The 878-nt window shown below is 66.3% G+C and carries 1 protein-coding gene; it reads right to left on the bottom strand.

Annotated elements, in window-relative coordinates; all coding sequences use genetic code 11:
* Positions 1-878: acyltransferase domain-containing protein (locus PV419_RS52920; protein ID WP_319701254.1), on the bottom strand; the 878-nt coding region annotated here is incomplete at both ends.

Raw genomic sequence — 878 nt, 5'->3', positions numbered from 1 at the left:
GGGTACGTCGGCAGGTCCAGGAAGGGCCGCGGGCTGAGCAGACCACCCCACTCCACCTGTACACCGGCCACATACAACTCCGCCAGCGCCCGCACCACGGCCCCAGCCTCGTCCCGCTCCCTACGCAACGTGGGAACCACCACACCCCGCCGCGACCCGGCCTCCAACACCGCCTCCACCATCGGCGTCAACACCGCATCAGGACCCACCTCAACAAAAACATCCACCCCCAACTCCGCCAGCCCCACCACCGCATCCCCGAAGCGCACCGGTGCCCGCACCTGCTGCACCCAATACGCCGCCGACGCCGGATCCCCTTCACATACCAACGCCACCCCAGAATCCGGCTCAGAAAACTCCACCCCTTCCACCACACGCGCGAACTCATCCAACATCGGCTCCATCAACACCGAATGAAACGCATGACTCACCCGTAAACGAGACGACCGGGCAAAACGCCCCGCCACCTCCAACACCGCCGCCTCCACACCCGACACCACCACCGACGCCGGCCCATTCACCGCAGCCAACGACACTTCCTCACCCAAAAACGGCGCCACCTCCTCCTCACTCGCAGCAATCGCCACCATCGCCCCACCCGCCGGCAACCCCTGCATCAACCGACCACGCGCCACCACCAACGCCACCGCATCCGCCAACGACAACACCCCGGCCACATGCGCCGCCGCAAACTCCCCCACCGAGTGCCCCGCCACCCCAACCGGCCGCACCCCGAACGACTCCAACAAACGAAACAAACCCACCTCGACCGCAAAGGTCGCTACCTGCGTCCACTCCGTCTGACCCAACAACCCCCCATCCCCCAAAACCTCCACCAACGGCACCCCCGACAACCCCGCCACCTCATCCACCACCGA

This window comes from Streptomyces sp. ME19-01-6, from assembly GCF_033793745.1.
In the GTDB taxonomy this organism is placed as follows: Bacteria; Actinomycetota; Actinomycetes; order Streptomycetales; family Streptomycetaceae; genus Streptomyces.
The sequence above is the reverse complement of the archived record's forward strand: the minus strand, read 5'-3'. Positions and strand labels throughout refer to the sequence as shown.